A 19,391-nucleotide genomic window follows, 5' to 3' on the forward strand; every position below is an offset into this window, starting at 1 on the left:
TAACTAAGGATTGCCTGTGACTGGCTTGTTCATCACCCTTGAAGGCCCGGAAGGCGCCGGCAAAAGCACCAACCGTGATTATCTGGCAGCGCAATTGCGCGCCCAGGGTGTCGAGGTACTGCTGACCCGTGAACCCGGTGGCACGCCACTGGCCGAGCGTATTCGTGAGTTGCTGTTGGCACCCAGCGACGAAGCCATGTCTGCCGATACCGAGCTGCTGCTGGTGTTCGCCGCCCGCGCCCAGCATCTGGCCGAAGTCATTCGTCCTGCACTGGCGCGTGGTGAGGTGGTCCTGTGTGACCGTTTCACGGATGCCACCTATGCCTATCAAGGCGGCGGACGCGGTTTGTCCCATGAGCGCATCGCGGCGCTGGAAACTTTTGTCCAGGGTGCCTTGCGTCCAGACCTGACGCTGGTGTTCGACTTGCCGGTTGAAGTGGGCCTGGCGCGTGCCGCTGCCCGAGGCCGGCTGGATCGTTTCGAGCAGGAAGGCCGGGCGTTTTTTGATGCGGTGCGCAGTACCTATCTGGCGCGGGCGCAAGCCGAGCCTGCCCGTTACCGTTTGGTGGATGCGGCGCAGACACTGGCTCAGGTTCAGTCGTCTCTGGATGCGTTGCTGCCCGAGTTGCTGGAGCGGCAACGTGGCTGAAGCCTACCCGTGGCAGACGTCTCTGTGGCAACAGATGGCCGGTCGTTCCCAGCACGCTCATGCCTACCTGTTGCATGGTCCTGTGGGGATCGGCAAGCGAGCGCTGGCCGAGCGTCTGATGCACACCTTGTTGTGCCAGCGCCCTGAAGGGCTCGATGCCTGTGGGCAGTGCAAGTCCTGTCTGTTGCTGGCGGCGGGTAGCCATCCTGATAATTACGTGCTGGAGCCTGAAGAGGCAGACAAGCCCATCAAGGTCGATCAGGTTCGCGATCTGGTGAGTTTCGTCGTGCAGACCGCGCAGATGGGCGGGCGCAAGGTGGTGCTGATCGAGCCTGTCGAGGCGATGAACATCAACGCTGCCAACGCGCTGCTTAAAAGCCTTGAAGAACCTTCGGGCAATACTGTTCTGCTGTTGGTCAGCCATCAGCCCAGCCGGTTGCTGCCAACGATCAAAAGCCGTTGCGTGCAGCAGGCTTGTCCATTGCCCAGCGAGCAGGCCAGCCTGGAATGGCTGGCAACAGCCTTGCCGGACAGCACGGATGATGAGCGTCTGGAGCTGCTGACCCTGGCTGCCGGTTCGCCTCTGGCGGCGGTTTCGCTTCAGGTTCAAGGTATTCGCGAGCAGCGGGCTCAGGTGGTGGATGGTGTGAAAAAACTGCTCAAGCAGCAGCAATCGCCGACCCAACTGGCGGAAGGCTGGAAGGATATTCCGCTGCTGCTGCTCTTCGACTGGTTCTGCGACTGGTCGCACCTGATGCTGCGTTACCAGTTGACTCAGGATGAAGACGGGCTTGGCTTGAGCGATATGCGCAAGGTCGTGCAGTATCTGGCGCAAAAGACGCCTCGTACCAAGGTGCTGGAGATTCAGGACTGGGTACTGGCGCAGCGGCAGAAAGTCATGTCCAAGGCCAATCTCAATCGAGTGTTGTTGCTTGAAGCTTTGCTGGTGCAGTGGGCAGGCCTGCCTGGACAGGCGTAGACTCGCAGTCTTGGGAACCTTTGAGGAGTTGCAATGAGTTTGCCACCTAGTACGGGTCCACGGAACGGCATTCTGTCCCTGACCATCAAGGACAAGTCCGTGCTGTATGCGGCTTATATGCCTTTCATCAAGAATGGCGGCCTGTTCATTCCCACCAGCAAAAGCTACAAGCTGGGCGATGAGGTGTTCATGCTGCTCAATCTGATGGATGAGCCGGAGAAGGTTCCGGTGACCGGCAAGGTGACCTGGATCACTCCCAAGGGCGCGCAGGGCAACCGGGCTGCCGGTGTCGGCGTGCAATTCAACGACGGTGACAATACCGCTCGTAACCTGATCGAAACCTATCTGGTTGGTGCTCTCAAGTCCGACCGTCCCACTCATACGATGTAGTTGTCTCTTTACCCATGCTTGTAGATTCGCATTGTCACCTCGACCGCCTTGACCTCACCCAGCACGATGGCTCTCTGGACGCTGCCCTTGAAGCCGCGCGTGGCAGAGGCGTCGGGCATTTTCTATGCATCGGTGTCAGTGCCGACAATGCCGGTGCCGTAAAGGCCCTGGCCGAGCGTTATGACGACGTGGACTGCTCGGTGGGTATTCACCCGCTGGATCTCAAGCCTGGCGAAGCGCCTGCCCTGGACTGGCTGCTGTCCGAGCTGAATCACCCGCGGGTGGTGGCGATTGGCGAAACGGGCCTTGATTATCACTATGAGCCCGAGGCCGCCGAGCTTCAGCAGGCCTCCTTTCGTCTGCACTTGCAGGCGGCCAGTGCCACGGGCAAACCTGTCATCGTCCATACCCGTGGGGCGCGTGCCGATACCCTGAACCTGTTGCGTGAAGCCGCCTTGCCTCAGGCTGGCGTGCTGCATTGCTTCACCGAAGACTGGGAAATGGCCAGGGCGGCCCTGGACCTGGGGTTCTATATTTCGCTGTCCGGCATCGTGACCTTCCGCAATGCCGATGCGCTGCGGGATGTGGCGCGACAGGTGCCGGCCGATCGCCTGCTGGTCGAGACCGATTCTCCCTATCTGGCGCCGATTCCTTATCGCGGCAAGCCAAATCTGCCGCAATACGTGCGTGAAGTGGCTGAGTTCCTGGCGATGTTGCGGGGCGAGCCCTACGAGCGTTTTGCCGAGCAGACCACCGAAAACTTTGCCCGGCTGTTTCCGTTGGCGCGTGTGCCGAAGCGCTGAAGCTCCTTAATTTCAGGCAAAAAAAACCCGGATTCTGGGGGGTGAAACCGGGTTAAGACCATTAGGAGTAAAACAAAGGTACGCTGTCCATCGGCACCTTTACCGGCCTGTCACTTGGGGGTGTATGACACGCCAGCGTTTTGAGTATTGATCAGGATTGTGGTGCGTCCAGTATAGGGTGTTCATTTTTTAAACAGTTTTGGAATACTAAACCGCTTATTGATTGCTCAATGAGCGGCTCTGCTGAGTGGATTTTTACCTCTTTACTGAAAGTCCCTGATTTGAAATGAAATACGCCGATAGGGCGATAATTCCGATGTTCTTGATTCCGGGCGCTGTCCGACGAGTCATTTCCTGTCCTGATTGCCTTCGTTGCACTGCAAGGGTGGCTGAGTTTTCGAGGTTGTGAGTGGAATTTTCCAATGGTTTCCTGCTGAGTCTTTCGCTGTGTCTGGACATCGGGCTGGCCAATATCGCAATGATCACGCTTTCAATGCAGCGAGGGTTTTCCAGGGGGCTATGGCTGGGGTTGGGGACTTGCGTAGGGGATCTGGTGTACGCCGTTCTGGCCATGCTGGGCATGGCTGTCCTTCTGCAATATGAAGCGGTGCGCTATGTGCTCTGGCTGGGAGGTTCGGCGGTACTGGCTTACCTGTGCTTCAAAATGATGAAAAGTGCAGTTGGTGTCAGTGCCGGTATCGAAAGCGGGGGCGCACAGTTGGGTACTACGGCACCATCGTTGTTCTTTCGCGGTATTTTCCTGGCCATGTCTTCGCCCAGTGCGATTCTGTGGTTCGCGGCAGTTGGCGGGGCGCTGATTGCCCGGCAAGGCTCGGACCTGTCGAGTGCTTCGTCCTTTCTGGCAGGGTTTCTCGCGGCGGGCGTAGTCTGGTCGATTACCCTGTGCGCGCTGGCTCATCAGGGTGGGCGACTCATGGGCGAGAAGATGCTGAAGTGGTCTTATATTGCCTCGGCGTTGATCTTTGCCTATTTCACTCTTTACGTTGTGATTACCGGCTACATGGAGTTCGTGGGGCGGCCTGCGCTTGAGTAGCCAGAAGGGTAATTGCGGCGTCAATTCATCCATATGCGGTGAGATGGTCGGATGATCCGTGCAATCTGGCGCCATTTGGGCATAATACGCGGCTTCGATTTTGATCCCTACAGATCTTCTTATGCAGAAAGAACCTCGTAAGATCCGTGAATTTCGCCGCCGTGAGCAGGAAATTCTCGACACCGCGCTAAAGCTGTTCCTTGAACAGGGTGAAGACAGTGTCACCGTCGAGATGATCGCGGATGCCGTAGGCATAGGCAAAGGCACGATCTACAAGCACTTCAAGTCCAAGGCCGAGATCTATCTGCGGCTGATGCTCGACTACGAGCGCGACTTGAACGAGCTGCTGCACTCTGCCGACGTCGACAAGGACAAGGAGGCGCTGTCGCGTGCCTACTTCGAGTTCCGCATGCGCGACCCGCAGCGTTATCGCCTCTTCGATCGTCTGGAAGAAAAAGTCGTCAAGGGCAATCAGGTTCCCGAACTGGTCGAAGAGCTGCACAAGATCCGCGCCTCGAACTTCGAGCATCTGACCTTGCTGATAAAAGGGCGGATTACCGAAGGCAAGCTTGAAGACGTGCCTCCGTATTACCACTACTGTGCTGCCTGGGCGCTGGTGCATGGCGCTGTGGCGCTGTATCACTCGCCGTTCTGGAGCAATGTGCTGGAAGATCAGGAAGGCTTTTTCCACTTCCTCATGGATATCGGCGTGCGCATGGGCAACAAGCGCAAGCGCGACAGCGATCCACTGCCGGATGCAAAACCGGACCTGTAGGGCTATTTCAAAGGTCTGATGGCTGGCTCCCACATTTGTAGGATTCATCGGCCTCTCGCGAATGAATTCGCTCCCACATTGACCCTCTCGCGTCTTGTTTGGCGCGGAAGCTGCATCCGACGACCATTCGCCGGTTTTCCGTCACCGGCATCTGGGAGGGTATGATGCGTAGCCTGGTTTTATTGCTGACGCTGTTGGCGTTGAGTGGTTGCATGAAAGTCAGTGATATGGGGGAGGGGGTTCGTGAGCAGTTCAGCGATGCGGGCCTGCTCGATCACAGTGAAACCCGTCGTCTGGGTAACTGGCGCGTTCAGCCGGACTCCTTCATCTATATCGCCCAGGGCGCTTTCGTGCCGCCTGGCCGTGCTTATCCGCGTCCCAATGTGGTCGCTGAAGAAACATTCAAAGGCTTTGTCGAATACTTCCCCATGGTCCGCCGTGCCCAGGCACCGATAGGTCTGGATGAGGCGATGACCGAAGCGCGCAGTGCCGGTGCGCACTACTTGCTCTACACGCGCTTTGCCAAGGCTGATGACCGTATCGGGACCTACGATGAATGGGCCGATCAGGAAGCCGTGGATCGCCTGGGTATCGACCGTGGCGTCATCCAGTTGATGCTGATCGAAACCAGTACTCGTTATCTGATCGACAGCGCCCGGATTCGCAGCCGTGGCGGATTGCTGACACTTTACGATACCAAGCCTGAAGATTTGCTTGGTCCGCCCCTTGAGGACTACGCTCGTATGTTGTTGGGTGTAGAGCGCTAGAGGCAAGACATGAGTGATTCAGGCAAGGCCAGCGATCTGCTTTCGCAGATCCCCGCAACCAGAGGGCTACCGCCTGTTCATTTGTGGAACCCTGATTTCTGTGGCGATATCGACATGCGTATCGCCCGGGACGGCACCTGGTACTACCTGGGCACGCCGATTGGCCGCAAGCCCATGGTCCGTCTGTTCTCCACCATCCTGCGTCGTGATGGCGATGATTATTTCCTCATCACTCCCGTGGAGAAGGTGGGCATCAAGGTCGATGATGCACCTTTCGTGGCGGTCGGCCTGCACGTGAGTGGTGAGGGTGAAGAGCAGATTCTGCGTTTTGTCACTCATGTCGAGGATGAAGTCGAGGCCGGGCCAGATCATCCGATTCGGGTCTTGATCGATCCTGTCACCCAGGAGCCCTCGCCTTATGTGCATGTGCGCAACAATCTTGAAGCGCTGATCCACCGTAATGTGTTTTATGAACTGGTCGAACTGGCGGTTTCGCGTCAGGTGGACGGCCAGAGCTGGCTGGGTGTATGGAGCCATGGCTCATTCTTCACTATTGGCCTGGAGCCCTGAGCCTGTCCCTTGCCTGCAGGGTTAATTGCCTGCTGGCATCGCGACAGTTAAAGTGCCGCTCCCTGTTTTGCCTGAGGTTTTTGCATGAGTCAGTCCTTCGATATCGCCGTGATCGGCGCCACCGGTACTGTCGGCGAAACCATCGTCCAGATTCTGGAAGAACGTGATTTTCCTGTCGCCAATCTGTATCTGCTGGCCAGTTCCGAATCGGCAGGGCATTCCGTGCCGTTCAGGGGCAAGAATGTTCGCGTGCGTGAAGTCGATGAGTTCGATTTCAGCAAGGTCCGGCTGGCGTTTTTCGCTGCCGGTCCAGCCGTCAGCCTGAGTTTCGCATCCCGCGCCATTGCCGCCGGTTGTTCGGTTGTGGATCTGTCCGGCGCTCTGCCTGCCAGCCAGGCGCCCCGACTGGTTCCCGAGGTCAATGGCGATTTGCTCGCCGCGAATGCCGGCCCCCATCTGGTCAGCAGCCCAAGCGCGTCGGCCACAGCGTTGGCGCTGGCGCTGGCACCGTTGCGCAGTGCTCTGGATATCGTGCGGGTCAATGTCACTGCCTGTCTTGCCGTATCCACGCTGGGTCGTGAAGGGGTTGCCGAACTGGCGCGCCAGACCACCGAATTGCTCAATGTCCGCCCTCTGGAAACACGCTTTTTCGATCGCCAGATGGCTTTCAACCTGTTGGCGCAAGTCGGCACGCCGGACGAGTCAGGCCATGTTCCGCTTGAAAGGCGGCTGGTCGATGAGCTTCGTGAGTTGCTGGTACTGCCTGCACTAAAGATTTCGGCCAGTTGTATTCAGGTGCCGGTGTTCTTTGGTGACAGCTTCAGTATCTCGGTACAGGCCGCAGGCCCGGTTGATATCGCACTGGTTAATGAATTACTTGAATCTGCACCGGGTATCGAGCTGGTCGACGCAGGCGATTACCCGACGCCGGTAGGTGATGCGGTAGGCCAGGACGTGGTTTATGTGGGGCGTGTTCGGGCGGGAATAGACGACCCGGAGCAACTTGATTTGTGGATTACTTCGGATAATGTTCGCAAAGGAGCCGCTTTGAATGCTGTGCAGGTTGGCGAATTGTTGATAAAAGGCTATGTGTAAAAGATACTTGGCAACAATTCGAAGAATATTTCTAGCGGCGCTATGCCTTACACCCAATGCAGGACTACCTCCCCGGATACCGGGGAATCTTTAAACAAGGGATGGGCTATGGTTCAGGTTCGTAAACTGGTATTAGCAATTGCTGCGGCTTCGGCGCTGTCATCTGGGATGGCGCAGGCGTTGGGGCTCGGGGAATTGTCGGTAAAGTCGACCCTGAACCAGCCTTTGGTAGCCGAAATTGAATTGACTCAGGCACAGGGTCTGGATGCCGCGCAAGTAGTTCCCAGTCTGGCAACTACTGCCGACTTTGCGCAGGCGGGTGTGACGCGACAGGCATTTCTCAATGACCTGACTTTTACCCCGGTTATCAATGCCAGCGGTAAAAGCGTGTTGCGCATTACTTCCAGCAAGCCGGTGCGCGATCCCTATGTGAAGTTCCTGGTTCAGGTGCTATGGCCTAATGGCCGGTTGCTGCGTGAATACAGCCTGTTGCTGGATCCACCGAAGTTCTCGCCAGAGGCCGCCGCAGCTGCCGCAGCCGCAGCACCTGTCGCTCCGGCAGCTCCTGCGCAGTTGCCATCGGTTGCGCCGCCTGTGGCTGCTCCGGCACCCGCCACGCCTCCTGCCCCAGCCCCGGCGCCCGAGGCAGCGTTGCCGCCTCCAGCCGTGGACAAGCCTGCGCAATACGTCACCACCAACAACGATACGCTGTGGGAAATTGCCGCCAAGGTTCGTACGGGCGGTACGGTTCAGCAGACCATGCTGGCAATTCAGGCGCTTAACCCTGACGCTTTCATCGGCGGCAATATCAACCGCCTGAAAAAAGGCCAGGTGCTGCGTCTGCCGACCCCTCAGCAGACCACTGCGCTGCCTCAGCCTCAGGCGCTTGCGGAAGTATCCCAGCAATATCGTGCCTGGCGCGAAGGGCGTCGTCTGCCGGCGGGCACCCGTCAGGTGGATGCAACCCGTCGTGCGCGAGCCGGTGCGGCTCCGTCGCAGGTTGAAACCCGTGACAACCTCAGTCTGGTTTCTGCAAACGGCAAGCCTGCTGCCCAGGGCGCGGCAGGCAATGGTGATCTGAGCAACAAGCTGGCCGTGGCTCAGGAGGCGCTGGATACTTCGCGTCGTGACAATGCCGAGCTGAAAAGCCGCATGAACGATCTGCAAAGTCAGCTCGACAAATTGCAGCGCCTCATCGAACTCAAGAACGATCAACTGGCCAAGGTTCAGGCGGGTGCTGCTGCGCCAGTCAATCCTGCGGTGCCGGCTGCGCTGGTCGACGCCAATGGTGCGCCGCTCAAGCCAGCGGGTGAAGTGGCCCCTGAAGATGCCTTGCCAGCCGGTGCCGCTCAGGTAGCGACACCGCCTGCGGAGCAACCGTTGGCCGTCGAACCTGTCCCTGTCCAGGAAGAAGATCCGCTCAACAACATCCTCAACAATCCGGTATTGCTGGGGCTGATTGGTGGCGGTGTTCTTCTGGTTCTGGCGCTGTTGCTGTTGTTCCTGGCGCGTCGTCGCAATGCCAAGGCCGAGTCTGAAAAGCACAAGCGAATGGCGCGAGCCCTGGCTGAGGAGTCCGATTTCGTTTCCGATATGGACATGGATGTGCCGCAAGCCAGCTTCGATGGGCTCGATGTGCCGCCACCGAACGTCAAGATGGGCGCAGCTCCGGCTGCTGCCGCTGCGGCGTCCCGTGAGCGTCCGGCTGATCCGTTGGTACAGGCCGAGATCCATATTGCCTACGGTCGGATGAATCAGGCTATCGAATTGCTTGAAGAGTCGGTCAAGGAAGATCCGGCGCGTGATGACATTCGCCGCAAGCTGATGGAAATCTACTCCGAGCAAGGTAACAACAAAGCCTATGCGGCCCATGAGCGGAAGTTGGTGGCTGCGGGAAAGCGTAATGCTGAGGTCGAGCAGCTAAAGGATCGAGACTCGACCGAGAAGGCGCCAGAGCCGGCAAAGGCTCCGGTAGCTGTTGAACCTGTTCCGGCGCCTGCTGCACCTGAGCCGGCTCCTGCGCCAGCGCCTGCACCGACAGTGGCCCCTGAGGTTGCTGTTGCGGCAGCGGCGGCTGCTGTGACGGCCGCGGCCGTTGCGGCGGAACTGGATGCCAAGTACGTGGAAGAGCTTCTGGCTGAGGATCCTGAAGATCCGACGCCTGAGCTTGCTCCTGAACCCGAGCCTGAGCTTGCTCCAGAACCGGAGATTGACCTTGAGCCGGAGCCGGAGCTGGTTGCCGAGCAGCCTGCGCCTGTGGTGCCCGAGCCTGTAGCAGAAGAGGACGATCCGTTCGATCATGATTTCGATCTGAGCCTGGACGAGTTCGAGGAAGCGCCAGTGGCTGAGGTTTCCACGATCAACGATCTGGACGATCTGCTACTGGATGAGCCGATTGTTCCGGCTGTGAGTGCTGACGATGAGCTGAGTTTCGAGTCCATCATGCAGCAGCAGAAAGATGCCCAGGCCGCGGCAGGGGTTGATGATCTGGCCGATTTCGATCTGGATCTCTCGGAAGAGGAGCCAGCGCTCAAGGCAGAGGATGATGTGTTGCTGAGCCTGGGCGAGGATCCGCTCGATCTGGGTGAGCCGGCACCTTCATCTCTGGAGGATCTGGAGCTGCCTGAGGACTTCGATCTGTCACTGGCTGACGAGATCGAAACCGATCAGGCGAGCCAGGCCTTTGCTTCCGAGATCGAAGACGTCAACGCGGAACTGGATCGTCTCTCGCAGAACCTTGAGCATCCACCGCTCGATGAGCCTCGTTTCACGGCTGAAGATGCTGCGCTGGAAGACGAGCCCGAGTTCGACTTCCTGTCGGGTGTCGACGAAGCAGCGACCAAGCTGGATCTGGCGCGGGCCTACATCGATATGGGCGATGCCGACGGCGCTCGGGATATTCTCGATGAAGTGGTCAGCGAAGGGGATGACGGGCAGAAGAGTGAAGCGCGCGAGATGTTGGCGCGTCTGGCCTGATTCATGTTCTGCTGCACTGGAACGGCCGCTTTTGCGGCCGTTTTCATTTGCGTGTCTGCTCACTGGCGTCTTTTTTCGACGCCCGTATAATGGCCGCCTTTTCGCAGACTCACAGGCTGTAGCACCTTGGCGAACATAGACAACCCGGCCGCCGAGATGGCTGCCGAGGGCTTTTCCCGAATCGCGCTGGGCGTGGAATACAAGGGCTCGCGTTATTGCGGCTGGCAGCGTCAGGCGTCTGGCGTTCTGACGGTGCAGGAAACCCTTGAGGATGCCTTGTCCAAAGTCGCGGCCTCACCCGTTTCGCTGATGTGCGCAGGGCGTACAGATGCGGGTGTGCATGCCTGCGGGCAGGTTGTGCATTTCGATACCCGGGCCGAACGGACGATGAAAGCCTGGGTCATGGGCGCCAATATCAATCTGCCTCACGATATCAGCGTCACGTGGGCCAGGGTCATGCCGGCTCATTTCCATGCTCGCTTCAAGGCGATTGCACGTCGCTATCGCTACGTGATCTACAACGACCAGATTCGCCCTGCGCACCTTGGCCAGGAAATCACCTGGAATCACCGGCCGCTGGACGTCGAACGCATGGCCGAGGCTGCCCGGTATCTGGTCGGCACCCATGACTTCAGCGCCTTCCGTGCCGGGCAGTGTCAGGCCAAGTCGCCCGTCAAGCAGTTGCACCATTTGCGTGTCACCCGGCATGGCAAGATGATTGTCATCGATGTGCGGGCCAATGCCTTCCTGCACCATATGGTGCGCAATATCGCGGGTGTGCTGATGACCATCGGGGCAGGGGAGAGGCCTGTGGAGTGGGCGCGTGATGTACTGGAAAGCCGCGTCCGCCGTACCGGTGGCGTCACGGCGCATCCTTACGGACTGTATCTGGTGCAAGTCGAGTACAGGGATGAGTTTGCGCTGCCGGATCGCTACATCGGTCCGCACTTTCTTACAGGCTTCAGCGAACTTGACGGCTGACGACCCGAAAAGCATTTGCTAACATCCGGGACTTTCCGAAAGGTCTGAGGTTTTCACCACATGTCAGCCGTTCGCAGCAAGATCTGCGGGATTACCCGCATAGAGGATGCTCTGGCTGCCGTCGAGGCGGGCGCGGATGCCATCGGTCTGGTGTTCTATTCCAGAAGTCCGCGGGCCGTGAATGTGCAGCAGGCGCGGGCGATCATCGCCGCATTGCCGCCCTTCATCACCACCGTCGGGTTATTCGTCAATGCCAGTCGTTGCGAACTCAATGAAACCCTGGATGCCGTGCCGCTGGATCTCCTGCAGTTTCATGGCGATGAAACACCCGAAGAGTGCGATGGCTACCACCGTCCCTACATCAAGGCGCTCAGGGTCAAGGCGGGTGATGACATTGCTGCCATCTGCCGTGCCTACGTCAACGCTCGCGGAGTCCTGCTCGATACCTATGTTGACGGCGTGCCCGGTGGTACGGGCGAAACCTTCGACTGGGCATTGATTCCCGATGATCTGGACAAGCCGGTCATCCTGGCTGGCGGGCTGACTTCTGCCAACGTGGCGCAAGCCATTACTCAGGTCAGGCCATATGCCGTCGATGTCAGTGGTGGCGTCGAAAAGAGCAAGGGCATCAAGGATCGCGACAAGATTCTTGCCTTCATGAGTGCGGTCCACGGCGCTTGATGTGACGGTTGGCGCTTTGCCGCCGTCCATAAGCCTGTCCCCGCCATAAGTATGCGGGTCGGATTGAACGAGCGACTGCATTTGCGTGTGTCGCCGATTAACAGTGGGGTCGAGGGTCATGCAGGTCTTGCCGACCGCTGCCCGTCATCACCGCCACCTATACGAATTTAAGCTAAGGGCATGCGCCTGGTGTCGAACGCCAGGCGTGGGAGCCAAACCGGTACTGGAGAAATAAAGCATGAGCAACTGGTTGGTAGACAAACTGATCCCTTCGATCATGCGTTCCGAGGTCAAGAAAAGCTCGGTCCCCGAAGGGCTTTGGCATAAATGTCCTTCCTGCGAAGCGGTGCTTTATCGCCCTGAGCTTGAAAAGACCCTGGACGTCTGCCCCAAGTGCAACCACCACATGCGTATCGACGCTCGTGCCCGCCTGAACATCTTCCTGGATGCCGAAGGTCGCGCCGAGCTGGGTGCGGATCTGGAGCCGGTGGATCGCCTGAAATTCCGTGACAGCAAGAAGTACAAGGATCGTCTGGTCGGTGCGCAGAAGCAGACCGGCGAGAAAGATGCCCTGATCTCCATGAGCGGTACCCTGCTGGGCATGCCTGTCGTGGTGTCGGCGTTCGAGTTTTCCTTCATGGGCGGTTCGATGGGTGCAATCGTTGGTGAGCGTTTCGTACGTGCTGCCAACTATGCGCTGGAAAATCGCTGCCCGATGGTCTGCTTTGCTGCTTCCGGCGGTGCCCGCATGCAGGAAGCCCTGATCTCCCTGATGCAGATGGCCAAGACTTCGGCTGTTCTGGCGCGTCTGCGTGAAGAAGGTCTGCCGTTCATTTCCGTGCTGACCGACCCGGTCTACGGTGGTGTATCCGCCAGTCTGGCGATGCTGGGCGATGTCATCGTTGCCGAGCCAAAGGCCCTGATCGGTTTCGCAGGCCCTCGCGTCATCGAGCAGACTGTTCGCGAAAAGCTGCCTGAAGGCTTCCAGCGCAGCGAGTTCCTGCTGAACCATGGCGCCATTGACCTGATCATCCCGCGCAGTGAACTGCGTCCGCGTCTGGGCAAGCTGCTGGCTCAGATGATGAACCTGCCGACTCCCAAGTTCGTCGCGCCTGTTCTTGAGCCTATAGTCGTTCCACCGGCACCGGCCACTGTATGACCCCTGAAACCCTGGGCGACTGGCTCGCCTATCTGGAGCAACTGCATCCCTCGGCCATCGACATGGGGCTGGATCGTTCGCGACAGGTGGCGCAGCAATTGGGGCTTACCCGGCCTGCGCCTCGGGTTGTCACGGTAACCGGCACCAACGGCAAGGGCTCGACATGCGCATTCGTCGCAGCCCTGCTTCAGGCCCAGGGCCTCAAGGTGGGTGTCTACAGTTCTCCGCATCTGCTGCGCTATAACGAGCGTGTGCAGGTGCAGGGTGTCGAAGCTTCCGATGCCGAACTCTGTGATGCCTTTGCCGCTGTCGAGGCGGCGCGTGGCGATATCACCCTGACGTATTTCGAGATGGGTACGCTCGCTGCTTTCTGGCTGTTCGAGCAGGCCCGTCTGGATGCTGTCGTGCTGGAAGTCGGTCTGGGCGGTCGCCTGGATGCCGTGAATCTGGTGGATGCCGATCTCGCGCTGGTGACCAGTATCGGTATCGATCATGCCGACTGGCTGGGCAATACTCGTGAGTCGGTTGCCTTCGAGAAGGCGGGTATTTTCCGTCAGGGCCGTCCGGCACTTTGTGGCGATCTTGATCCTCCTGCGCCATTGCTTGAGCAGGCGGATCGGCTAGGCTGTCCCTTGTCATTGCGTGGCCGTGACTTCGACCTGACCGTTACAGGTCAGGGCTGGAACTGGCGTGGCCGTGACAAGGCGGGTCAGGTGGTCGAGCTTTCCGGTCTGCCTTTGCTGGATCTGCCGATGGAGAATGCTGCACTGGCACTCCAGGCTTATCTGTTACTGGATATGCCATGGCAACCCGAGATCATTGGCTCTGCATTGTCGGCTGCGCGGATTACCGGTCGTCTTGATCGCCGTGTGTTCCAGTGGCAGGGCAAGACCTTGAACCTGTTGCTCGATGTCGGCCACAACCCGCATGCTGCACGGTTTCTGGCTCAGCGCATGGCTCAGCGGCCTGTGCTCGGCAAGCGCCTTGCGGTGTTTGGCCTGCTGTCGGACAAGGATCTGGAGGGTGTGGCTGAAGAACTGGTTTCCAGTATCCAGAGCTGGGCGGTGGCGCCACTGCCTACGCCTCGTAGCCGATCTGCCGAACAATTGCAGTCGGTGCTGCAGAACCTTGGCGCTGAAGTAGCGTCTTACGACAGTGTTGCGCTGGCGCTTGAAGCCCAATGCGCAAACGCGACGGCCGATGACGAGATTTTGCTGTTCGGATCTTTTTACTGTGTGGCCGAGGCTCTGGAGTGGTTGGCCCGGTACACCGATGAGGAAGCTGCAAATGGCTTTGCTGGATAAAGTATTCAAGCAGCGAATGGTAGGTGCCCTGGTTCTGATTGCTGTGGCGGTCATCTTTCTTCCGATGCTGTTCACACGTCAGGACGAAGTGCGTCAGGTACAGGTCGAAGCGCCTTCTGCGCCTCAGGCTCCGGTGGTTCCGCAGGTCAAGGTGGAGCCGGTGCCGGTGCCCGAGCCGCAAATCCTGCCGCAGGAACCTGTGCCGGGTGAAGAGGGCACCAACGTGGCCAGCCAGTTGCCGCCATCGATGCCGATCGCACCTGCTCCTCCTGTGGCTGCTGCACCGGTGCCGGCGCCCAAGCCTGCCAAGCCGGCTCCAGCCCCGACTCCAGCTCCGGCGCCTGCCGCTCCTGTTGCTACTGCGCCAGCCACTGCCAAGGCGGCTGCGGGCGGTGTCGATGCCAACGGGCTTTCGGTGAGCTGGTCTGTACAGTTGGCCAGCATGTCCAATCGTGCCAACGCCGATAATCTGCAAAAGACCCTGCGTACCCAAGGCTATAACGCTTACATTCGTACCGCCGATGGTGTGAATCGGGTGTTTGTCGGACCGTTGATCGAACGTGCCGAGGCCGATCGTCTGCGCGATCAGCTGGACAAACAGCAGAAACTCAAGGGAATTGTGGTGCGCTTTCAGCCAGAGCGTGGCTAAAAGTCGCAACGCATCGCGAATCGCAGCTTACCGGCAGGCGGGCGCTCTGCTAAAATGCGCCGCCTCATCAGTCTGTAGGCTGCACCGTGCCATTTACTCCGGTTGACTGGGCGATTATCGGAATTGTCGCCATCTCCGCTCTGATCAGCATCAAGCGCGGCTTCGTCAAGGAAGCCTTGTCTCTGCTGACCTGGATCATCGCGGGCGTTGTTGCCTGGATGTTCGGCGCGGGGCTGTCCCAGTATCTGGTCAATTACATAGATACACCTTCGGCCCGCGTGATTGCGAGCTGCATCATTCTGTTCGTCGCCACATTGCTGGTCGGCGCCATGGTCAATTTTCTTATCGGCGAACTGGTTCGCGTCACCGGGCTTTCGGGGACGGATCGTTTTCTCGGTATGGTCTTCGGCGCTGCGCGCGGAGGCCTGCTTGTCGTTGTAGCGGTCGGGCTGTTGAGCCTGGGGCCGGTACAACAGGATCAATGGTGGCAGCAGTCAAGGCTGCTGCCGCAATTTCTCATGGTCGCTGACTGGTCGAAAAACCTGATTCTCGGGATGTCCAGCAAGTGGCTCGCCAGCGGCATCAGCGTTCCTGCTGAGCTGCCGTTCAAGGAGCAGATCCTGCCGGCTGCAATGCCGCAGGAAGTGCTTGGTAAATCAAGTTCCACTAAGTAGGGGTTGTGTCGCATGTGTGGCATCGTCGGTATCGTCGGTAAGTCGAACGTCAATCAGGCGCTGTATGACGCGCTCACCGTCCTCCAGCACCGCGGCCAGGACGCTGCCGGTATCGTGACCAGTCATGAAGGCCGGTTATTTCTGCGCAAGGACAATGGTCTGGTGCGTGATGTGTTCCATCAGCGCCATATGCAGCGTCTGGTCGGGCACATGGGGATTGGTCATGTGCGCTATCCAACTGCGGGCAGCTCGACTTCGGCCGAAGCTCAGCCGTTTTATGTCAACTCGCCTTATGGCATCACGTTGGCGCACAACGGCAACCTGACCAACGTCGAGCAACTGGCCAAGGAGATTTACGAATCTGACCTGCGCCACGTCAACACCAGCTCCGACTCGGAAGTGTTGCTCAACGTCTTCGCCCATGAACTGGCCGTGCGTGGCAAGTTGCAGCCTACCGAAGAAGATATCTTCGCGGCCGTGACCGACGTGCATAACCGTTGCCGTGGTGGCTACGCCGTTGTGGCGATGATCACCGGCTACGGCATTGTCGGTTTCCGCGACCCGGATGCCATTCGTCCCATCGTGTTCGGTCAGCGTCATACCGACGAAGGCGTCGAGTACATGATCGCCTCCGAAAGCGTGTCCCTGGACGTGCTGGGCTTTACCCTGATTCGCGACCTGGCTCCGGGCGAAGCGGTTTACATCACTGAAGACGGCAAGCTGTTCACCCGTCAGTGTGCGGCCAACCCGAAATATGCTCCGTGCATATTCGAGCACGTCTATCTGGCACGCCCGGACTCGATCATCGACGGCATCTCGGTCTACAAGGCGCGTCTGCGCATGGGCGAGAAACTGGCGGACAAGATCCTGCGCGAGCGTCCCGATCACGATATCGATGTGGTGATCCCGATTCCGGACACCAGCCGCACGGCTGCGCTGGAGCTGGCCAATCACCTGGGCGTCAAGTTCCGCGAAGGTTTCGTCAAGAACCGTTACATCGGCCGCACCTTCATCATGCCGGGTCAGGCTGCACGCAAGAAGTCCGTGCGCCAGAAACTCAATGCCATCGAGCTGGAATTCCGTGGCAAGAACGTGATGCTGGTGGATGACTCCATCGTGCGTGGTACCACCTGCAAGCAGATCATTCAGATGGCTCGCGAAGCGGGCGCCAAGAATGTCTACTTCTGTTCGGCTGCTCCGGCAGTGCGTTACCCCAACGTCTACGGCATCGATATGCCGAGTGCTCATGAACTGATTGCCCACAACCGCACCACTCAGGACGTTGCCGACCTCATCGGTGCCGACTGGCTGATCTATCAGGATCTGACTGACCTGATTGAAGCGGTCAGTGGTAGCAAGAAGATCAAGATCGACAACTTCGACTGCTCGGTCTTCGACGGCAAGTACGTGACCGGCGATATCGACGAGCATTATCTGAACAAGATCGAGCATGCGCGCAACGACGCTTCCAAGGTAAAAAGCCAGGCAGTGAGCGCTATCATCGATCTGTACAATAACTAATCGAACAAGGAGTGACGGCATGACTCAGGAATGGGATGCCGGTCGGCTGGACAGCGACCTTGAAGGCGTGGGTTTCGATACCCTCGCCGTACGCGCCGGGCAACATCGCACGCCGGAAAGCGAGCATGGCGATCCGATGTTCTTTACCTCCAGCTATGTGTTCCGTACGGCTGCCGATGCAGCCGCGCGTTTTGCGGGTGAGGTTCCAGGCAACGTCTATTCGCGTTATACCAACCCGACCGTGCGTTCCTTCGAGGAGCGCATCGCGGCGCTGGAAGGCGCGCAGCAGGCAGTTGCCACGGCAACCGGCATGGCGGCGATCCTTTCGGTGGTCATGAGCTTGTGCAGCGCGGGCGACCATGTGCTGGTGTCGCGCAGTGTGTTCGGCTCGACCATCAGCCTGTTCGAGAAGTACTTCAAGCGCTTCGGTATCGAAGTCGATTACGTGCCTCTGGCAGACCTGTCCGGCTGGGATGCGGCAATCAAGGGCAACACGAAAATGTTGTTCGTCGAGTCGCCGTCCAACCCGCTGGCCGAACTGGTGGATATCGCCGCACTGGCGGAAATCGCTCACGCCAAGGGTGCGACGCTGGTCGTCGACAACTGCTTCTGCACGCCAGCACTGCAACAGCCGTTGCGTCTGGGTGCGGATATCGTCGTGCATTCGGCAACCAAGTTCATTGACGGCCAGGGCCGTTGCATGGGTGGTGTGGTGGCCGGGCGCAGCGAACAGATGAAGGAAGTGGTCGGTTTCCTGCGTACTGCCGGGCCAACGCTGAGTCCGTTCAATGCCTGGATCTTCCTCAAGGGTCTCGAAACCCTGAGCCTGCGCATGCGTGCTCATTGCGCCAATGCCCAGGCAGTCGCCGAGTGGCTTGAGCAGCAGGAAGGTGTCGAGAAGGTTCACTACGCCGGGCTCAAGAGCCATCCGCAACATGAGTTGGCCCAGCGCCAGCAAAAGGGTTTCGGTGCCGTGGTGAGCTTTGAGGTCAAGGGTGGCAAGGAAGGAGCATGGCGTTTCATCGATGCCACGCGCCTGATTTCCATTACTGCCAACCTGGGCGACAGCAAGACCACGATCACTCACCCGAGTACCACGTCCCATGGTCGCCTGACGCCTCAAGAGCGTGAAGCTGCCGGGATTCGTGACAGCCTGATCCGGGTTGCGGTCGGCCTGGAAGACGTTGCAGACCTTCAGGCTGATCTGGCACGCGGTCTGGCGGCGTTGTGAGCGATTGGGCGATGAAAATCGCCAGCACCAACAATGGTCGGGTGGCTCTGGTTACCGGAGCCGCACGCGGGATCGGCCTTGGCATTGCTGCCTGGTTGATCGCCGAAGGCTGGCAGGTTGTGCTGGCGGACCTCGATCGTTCACGGGGTGCCAAAGTGGCCGGGGTGTTGGGTGACAACGCCCTGTTCATTGCCATGGACGTTGCCAGCGAGGATCAGGTAGCCGCAGGTGTGGCCGAAGTGCTCAGGCGCTTTGGTCGCCTTGATGCGCTGGTGTGCAATGCGGCCGTTGCCGACCCCCATAACACCACTCTCGAAAGCCTCGATCTGGCTCACTGGAATCGAGTGCTGGGTGTGAACCTCAGCGGTCCGATGCTGCTGGCCAAGCATTGTGCGCCGTATCTGCGCGCTCATTGCGGCAGCATCGTCAATCTTAGTTCGACCCGTGCCAGACAGTCCGAGCCCGATACCGAGGCCTACGCGGCGAGCAAGGGCGGCCTGCTGGCCCTGACTCATGCGCTGGCCATCAGTCTCGGTCCGGAGATTCGCGTCAACGCCGTGAGTCCTGGCTGGATCGATGCGCGGGATCCTTCCCAGCGTCGTGCCGAGCCGTTGTCGGAAATCGACCACGCCCAGCATCCGGCTGGCAGGGTAGGGACCGTGGATGATGTCGCGGCCATGGTGGCCTGGCTGCTTTCCCGGAATGCCGGATTCGTCACAGGCCAGGAGTTCGTGGTCGATGGTGGTATGACCAGAAAGATGATTTATGTGGAGTGAGTTTTGAGCTACAGGCTTTAAGCTGCAAGCAAAGGTGCGAGAGATCGCGCCTTTTTTGTTTCTGGCTGGTGGCCCGCAATTGATCTCTGAAAGGTGTTTTTTAAAAAAACTTCAAGCAGGGTATTGACTTAGGTTCGGTAGGTGCGTAAATTTCGCGGCCTCAGCGAAGCAAAGGGTGATTAGCTCAGCCGGGAGAGCATCTGCCTTACAAGCAGAGGGTCGGCGGTTCGATCCCGTCATCACCCACCATCGTTGAGTCTGGAAGCTGTTTCACGAGGGCTTTCAGGAATGAAGCAACACATGCGCAGCGGTAGTTCAGTCGGTTAGAATACCGGCCTGTCACGCCGGGGGTCGCGG

19 protein-coding genes and 1 tRNA gene are annotated in these 19,391 nt (G+C 58.9%); all 20 read left to right on the top strand.

Features of this window, described 5'->3' with window-relative positions:
* Positions 1–16: 16 nt before the first annotated feature.
* The 20 genes from tmk to ACODS3_RS11370 all read left to right on the top strand — a co-directional run bounded on the left by tmk (position 17) and on the right by ACODS3_RS11370 (position 19,283).
* Positions 17–649, top strand: a complete 633-nt coding sequence (tmk, locus tag ACODS3_RS11275) for a dTMP kinase (RefSeq protein ID WP_200999734.1) — start codon at positions 17–19, stop codon at positions 647–649.
* Positions 642–1,628: a DNA polymerase III subunit delta' gene (locus ACODS3_RS11280; protein WP_489034293.1), complete on the top strand. Its 987-nt coding sequence runs from the start codon at positions 642–644 to the stop codon at positions 1,626–1,628. Before tmk ends, ACODS3_RS11280 begins: the two co-directional genes overlap by 8 nt.
* A gap of 33 nt (positions 1,629–1,661) precedes the next feature.
* A complete protein-coding gene (locus ACODS3_RS11285; protein ID WP_122317574.1) occupies positions 1,662–2,018 on the top strand; it encodes a PilZ domain-containing protein in 357 nt (118 codons plus the stop codon).
* A 14-nt stretch (positions 2,019–2,032) separates the two neighbouring features.
* Positions 2,033–2,821, top strand: a complete 789-nt coding sequence (locus tag ACODS3_RS11290) for a TatD family hydrolase (RefSeq protein ID WP_200999732.1) — start codon at positions 2,033–2,035, stop codon at positions 2,819–2,821.
* Between the two features lie 409 nt (positions 2,822–3,230).
* Positions 3,231–3,875, top strand: coding sequence for a LysE family translocator (locus ACODS3_RS11295; RefSeq protein ID WP_201019244.1), 645 nt, complete (start codon positions 3,231–3,233; stop codon positions 3,873–3,875).
* A 121-nt stretch (positions 3,876–3,996) separates the two neighbouring features.
* Positions 3,997–4,650 carry a TetR/AcrR family transcriptional regulator gene (locus ACODS3_RS11300; RefSeq protein WP_200999730.1) on the top strand — a complete coding sequence of 218 codons (654 nt, stop codon included), beginning with the start codon at positions 3,997–3,999 and terminating at the stop codon, positions 4,648–4,650.
* Positions 4,651–4,814: 164 nt separating this feature from the next.
* A complete protein-coding gene (locus ACODS3_RS11305; protein ID WP_201019243.1) occupies positions 4,815–5,417 on the top strand; it encodes a DUF4823 domain-containing protein in 603 nt (200 codons plus the stop codon).
* A 9-nt stretch (positions 5,418–5,426) separates the two neighbouring features.
* Positions 5,427–5,987, top strand: coding sequence for a DUF1285 domain-containing protein (locus tag ACODS3_RS11310; protein ID WP_201019242.1), 561 nt, complete (start codon positions 5,427–5,429; stop codon positions 5,985–5,987).
* Positions 5,988–6,071: 84 nt separating this feature from the next.
* Positions 6,072–7,082: an aspartate-semialdehyde dehydrogenase gene (locus ACODS3_RS11315; protein WP_200999727.1), complete on the top strand. Its 1,011-nt coding sequence runs from the start codon at positions 6,072–6,074 to the stop codon at positions 7,080–7,082.
* 108 nt (positions 7,083–7,190) lie between these two features.
* The gene (locus ACODS3_RS11320) at positions 7,191–10,058 is read left to right on the top strand and encodes a motility hub landmark protein FimV (RefSeq protein ID WP_489034297.1); all 2,868 of its coding nucleotides are present in this window, start codon (positions 7,191–7,193) and stop codon (positions 10,056–10,058) included.
* A 156-nt stretch (positions 10,059–10,214) separates the two neighbouring features.
* Positions 10,215–11,039, top strand: a complete 825-nt coding sequence (truA, locus tag ACODS3_RS11325) for a tRNA pseudouridine(38-40) synthase TruA (protein WP_201019393.1) — start codon at positions 10,215–10,217, stop codon at positions 11,037–11,039.
* A gap of 60 nt (positions 11,040–11,099) precedes the next feature.
* A complete protein-coding gene (locus ACODS3_RS11330; RefSeq protein WP_489034299.1) occupies positions 11,100–11,720 on the top strand; it encodes a phosphoribosylanthranilate isomerase in 621 nt (206 codons plus the stop codon).
* Between the two features lie 238 nt (positions 11,721–11,958).
* Positions 11,959–12,879, top strand: a complete 921-nt coding sequence (gene accD, locus ACODS3_RS11335; RefSeq protein ID WP_200999724.1) for an acetyl-CoA carboxylase, carboxyltransferase subunit beta — start codon at positions 11,959–11,961, stop codon at positions 12,877–12,879.
* Entirely contained in the window at positions 12,876–14,183 is a 1,308-nt protein-coding gene (gene folC, locus ACODS3_RS11340; protein ID WP_489034301.1) for a bifunctional tetrahydrofolate synthase/dihydrofolate synthase, read from the top strand. Before accD ends, folC begins: the two co-directional genes overlap by 4 nt.
* Positions 14,167–14,832 (top strand): SPOR domain-containing protein, encoded by a 666-nt coding sequence (locus ACODS3_RS11345; RefSeq protein WP_489034303.1) that lies wholly within the window; start codon positions 14,167–14,169, stop codon positions 14,830–14,832. Before folC ends, ACODS3_RS11345 begins: the two co-directional genes overlap by 17 nt.
* 86 nt (positions 14,833–14,918) lie before the next feature.
* The gene (locus ACODS3_RS11350) at positions 14,919–15,506 is read left to right on the top strand and encodes a CvpA family protein (RefSeq protein WP_489034305.1); all 588 of its coding nucleotides are present in this window, start codon (positions 14,919–14,921) and stop codon (positions 15,504–15,506) included.
* A 12-nt stretch (positions 15,507–15,518) separates the two neighbouring features.
* Positions 15,519–17,027 carry an amidophosphoribosyltransferase gene (gene purF / locus ACODS3_RS11355; RefSeq protein ID WP_200999720.1) on the top strand — a complete coding sequence of 503 codons (1,509 nt, stop codon included), beginning with the start codon at positions 15,519–15,521 and terminating at the stop codon, positions 17,025–17,027.
* Positions 17,028–17,046: 19 nt separating this feature from the next.
* Positions 17,047–18,258 (top strand): O-succinylhomoserine sulfhydrylase, encoded by a 1,212-nt coding sequence (locus ACODS3_RS11360; protein WP_201019237.1) that lies wholly within the window; start codon positions 17,047–17,049, stop codon positions 18,256–18,258.
* A gap of 11 nt (positions 18,259–18,269) precedes the next feature.
* Positions 18,270–19,034, top strand: coding sequence for an SDR family oxidoreductase (locus ACODS3_RS11365; protein WP_201019392.1), 765 nt, complete (start codon positions 18,270–18,272; stop codon positions 19,032–19,034).
* A gap of 173 nt (positions 19,035–19,207) precedes the next feature.
* A tRNA-Val gene (locus ACODS3_RS11370) sits at positions 19,208–19,283 on the top strand.
* Positions 19,284–19,391 lie beyond the last annotated feature (108 nt).

The sequence above is a fragment of the Pseudomonas sp. FG43 genome, from assembly GCF_057809175.1.